At 58.8% G+C, this 3,451-nt stretch carries 5 protein-coding genes and 1 pseudogene; 4 read left to right on the forward strand and 2 right to left on the reverse strand.

Annotation, left to right across the window (positions count from 1 at the left end):
* Both EN994_RS23195 and EN994_RS23200 read right to left on the reverse strand, forming a co-directional pair.
* Window positions 1–209: pseudogene (locus EN994_RS23195) on the reverse strand (hypothetical protein); the annotation flags it as partial.
* A 333-nt stretch (window positions 210–542) separates the two neighbouring features.
* Window positions 543–1,292, reverse strand: a complete 750-nt coding sequence (locus tag EN994_RS23200; protein WP_082826458.1) for a Crp/Fnr family transcriptional regulator — start codon at window positions 1,290–1,292, stop codon at window positions 543–545.
* A 571-nt stretch (window positions 1,293–1,863) separates the two neighbouring features.
* On the opposite strand from EN994_RS23200, the gene EN994_RS23210 reads away from it, so the two are divergent.
* The 4 genes from EN994_RS23210 to EN994_RS23225 all read left to right on the forward strand — a co-directional run bounded on the left by EN994_RS23210 (window position 1,864) and on the right by EN994_RS23225 (window position 3,282).
* Window positions 1,864–2,163, forward strand: a complete 300-nt coding sequence (locus tag EN994_RS23210; protein WP_013531539.1) for a PRC-barrel domain-containing protein — start codon at window positions 1,864–1,866, stop codon at window positions 2,161–2,163.
* Between the two features lie 62 nt (window positions 2,164–2,225).
* Entirely contained in the window at window positions 2,226–2,672 is a 447-nt protein-coding gene (locus tag EN994_RS36780; RefSeq protein WP_063168030.1) for a GFA family protein, read from the forward strand.
* An 80-nt stretch (window positions 2,673–2,752) separates the two neighbouring features.
* On the forward strand, window positions 2,753–2,953 hold the full coding sequence (locus EN994_RS23220) for a KTSC domain-containing protein (RefSeq protein WP_013531537.1): 201 nt from the start codon (window positions 2,753–2,755) through the stop codon (window positions 2,951–2,953).
* Between the two features lie 164 nt (window positions 2,954–3,117).
* Window positions 3,118–3,282, forward strand: a complete 165-nt coding sequence (locus EN994_RS23225; protein WP_013531536.1) for a hypothetical protein — start codon at window positions 3,118–3,120, stop codon at window positions 3,280–3,282.
* Window positions 3,283–3,451 lie beyond the last annotated feature (169 nt).

Raw genomic sequence — 3,451 nt, forward strand, 5'->3', positions numbered from 1 at the left:
TCCAGATGCCGGGCGAGTTCCGTTTCTTCTTGCGCCGTGATCAACTCGGGCTGATAGAAGAAACCTTCCGGTAGGTCGTCGGCAGCACCAAAGAGATCGTGCTGAAGCCCGGATGAGCCGGAGTCGAGTGTTTTCGATTTGGGTGTCGCCATCCCAGCTAAGATGGTGAAGGCCAGCCCGCCTGGCAATATCGGAACCTGGCCAGCCAATCTGCACCCACCCTGCGGACGTCACCACAACGACGGACAGGGCCTGCCAATCCGGATTTTATCGAGGGACTGTATTCAACTCAGGATTTCGCGAGCATGCCTTGAACGCGACCGAGGGAGTTTGCGTGCATGTACGTACGGTTCTTACCAAACCGTGAGCTTTCGTTGCCAGTTGCTTGTCGGCAACTAGATTGGCAACGCGGCATCCCCAAAACATGCCGCAGTGGCCGGCGCGGGTTTAGGCAACGGTGTCTCACCGGCATCATCGCGCCGGCCACTCGAAATGTCCGCTGGCGGCTCTGTGGCGGAGAAGCCTCTGTTGGCCCGGCGCGCTCAAACGAGAGGCCGCTCCTGCCTCGCGGGATGCTTCGAGCCCAAATCTCCGATCAGCCGGCGGTACTGGGTTTCGGGTGGACCGTAAGAATCTCGCGCCAACGTCATGAGACCGTCTCGATCGCGGATCGTAATCTCTCCGCGGCGCGCTCGGATATAACCGTAACTTTCGATCATCTGGAGGCCGACGGTAACCCCCGGACGCCTCACACCAAGCATGATGGACAGAAATTCATGGGTTATCATAAGCCTGTCGCCGACAGTGCGGTCGCTGCACATCAAAAGCCATCTTGCCAGTCGAACTTCCAGGCTCTGCCGCGCGTTGATCGATGCCGTATAGCTTGTCTGAACATGGAAATATTGGACATAGCGCAACAGGAACGACCGCAATGTAGGGCTGTCCTCCAGGGCTTCGACGAAGGGGGCAGCCTCTATCCGGAGAGCCTCGCATGTCGACTGGACGTAACAATCAAAGTTGGCCTGGTCGTCCCCCATGACCAGGGCCGAACCGGTCATTCCTTCGAACCCGATGATTCCGACTTCGGCTTCGGTCGCAGGCGAAGTCCTCGCCACTACCGAGGCCAGCCCGCTTTCCAGAAAATAGACGGCTTCGATCTTCTGCCCCGCGGTCTCCAGCGGCGCGCGCAACTCAAGAAAAACACTCGCCAGATGCGGACGTAGCCGCGCGAAATCGTCCGCGCTCATCCGGCGAAGCAATTCGCTCTTGGCTTGCAGTGTCTGGTAATCCACGAGACTCTTTTCCCTTGGGCAAGAGCACTGGGATCTCTTAGCCGGCCGCGCCCGTCGAACGAGCGGACGGTAACGAACCATAGACTTCGTCTCGCGCAGCACTAGACGGGCGGGCGCGTTGGTATGAAACCGACAGTTACTGCTGAAGACTCGAAGGCCTTGTTGGCTGACTATCTTTCGCCAGCAAACGAGCCTCCCGCAGGATAGAGGCGCGATCGAACCCGAGGAGCGATATGATTTCGCGTATCTGTTGTTCAGTGGCGCCTGTATCCCGCGCCAGCGCGGTCATCGCGCCCAATGGCAGACCGGGGTGCTCGGGCTCCTTCGCCGTGCAACACCATGCCTCGTGATGGGCAAGAGCGATGGTCACTCCCAAGCGTCAGCGCCCCAACTGTGCTGCTGACGATTTCCTTTTGTACGCTTCCGTACGGAGCTTTGCGAGTCAATTCGGACGGAGGCTGAGTTGAGGCTTCTAGCGTCCTTGCGTCGTCCGTCCGTCGCCCCCGGAATTGTTCGGAACGATTGCTCGGCTGAGAGGTTCAAATATTCCACCCAACAGGAGTCTCGAAAGATGGATCACACCAACCACGTACGCCTCACAAGCACCGAACTGACACCAGACATTCTCGAAGACGCCACGATTTACGACGCAGACGACAACAAAGTCGGCAGCGTTTCGCATGTGCACGGCTCAGGAGCCGCCAGTCAGGTCGTCATCGATGTCGGCGGCTTTCTCGGCATTGGCGCCAAGCCGGTGGCCGTTCCCGCAAGCCAGTTGGAATTCATGCGCGATGAAGACGGCGACGTTCACGCGGTGACGAACTGGACCAAGGATCAGCTCAAGAGCATGCCCGAGCATCACGATGCATGATTTCAAGGACTTCACCTTGAACGGGAGCGGCCACTCGGCCGCTCTCTCTTAGGCGCAACAGGGTGGACAGACGATGCGGCGCGAAAACCGGAGCCTGCTTCTGCGGAGGGATCGCCGCAGCCCTGGACGGAGAGCCTTTCTGGATATGCTACGATCACGACGACGATTGCCGCCGGGCCATCGGAAGTCCGCTGACGATCTGGGTTGGTTACCGGCCGAAGCAATTTCAGCTCCTTAGAGGGACGCCGAAGGCCTTTTCCCAAACGCCAGGCGTCACCCGCACGTTCTGCCCAGACTGTGGAAGCTCGATAGGCTATAGCGACGAAGGCCTGCCGGACGAGTTCTATGTGACGATCGGCTTCTTTGACAACCCTGAAGGGTTTCGGCCGCAAGCCCATGCCTATTGGGACCTGAGGCTGCCGTGGATCGAGTTTGATGACAGCCTGCCACGCATCGACCGATATTCAAGGAAGCGCGACCCGAAGTTCGGCAACCCGCGCGACCGGTAGTCGCGGTGCGTGACGCCAGGATATCGGCGGAACCTGACGATCGCTAACGGGTTATTCGGGCAGACCTGTCGGGTGCGACCATGCCATCGACCGTGATCCGAAATGCGCAATACGATCCCGCCACCAGGATCCTGTCGGTCTGGTTTGTGCCGAGCGGCAGACGCTACGAATATGAGGATGTTGCACCGGCAACTTATGCCGCTTTCACCAAAGCTTCCTCAAAAGGCCGCTTCTTCAATGAGTTCATCCGCGACCGCCATCGGTACCGCCGCGTGGCGTGACAAGTTTGGACATGAGCAGGCGATGCACGGAACCTGACCGGCATCGTCTCGTTGACGTCTCGTCATCGAAGCAGGCCAGGCAACGAAAGTGTTCATCTGGACATGCTCAGGTGTTCGCACCGGCAAAGATCGATCGGAAAAGGCTTCAAGGGAGTTCAAGAGCCATGACGGCCAAGAAGCAGAAGACCGAAAGCAAGGACAAGAAGGCATTGCGCTTGGCAGAGACCACCGACGTCTCACCCAAGCAAGCCAAGGAGCTCATGCAAAAGCATGGCAAGGACAACCCCAAGGTCGAGAAGGAAGCCAGAAACTTCAAGGCGGAAGGATAGGATCCGCATGAGGCGACCTGTATGGCCCCTGCAGGTGATCGGCCAGGCAATTCGGGATTAAGGGGGTGCCCCGGCCTTTTCGGCCGCGAGCGCAAAAGGAAAGCGCAGCACCAGGTTGCGGTTCTCGTCAAAAATCTCGAAGGTCAATCCGGTACGCAGCGGCCTGCCA

Source organism: Mesorhizobium sp. M7A.F.Ca.CA.002.09.1.1 (assembly GCF_003998555.1).
GTDB lineage: Bacteria > Pseudomonadota > Alphaproteobacteria > Rhizobiales > Rhizobiaceae > Mesorhizobium > Mesorhizobium ciceri.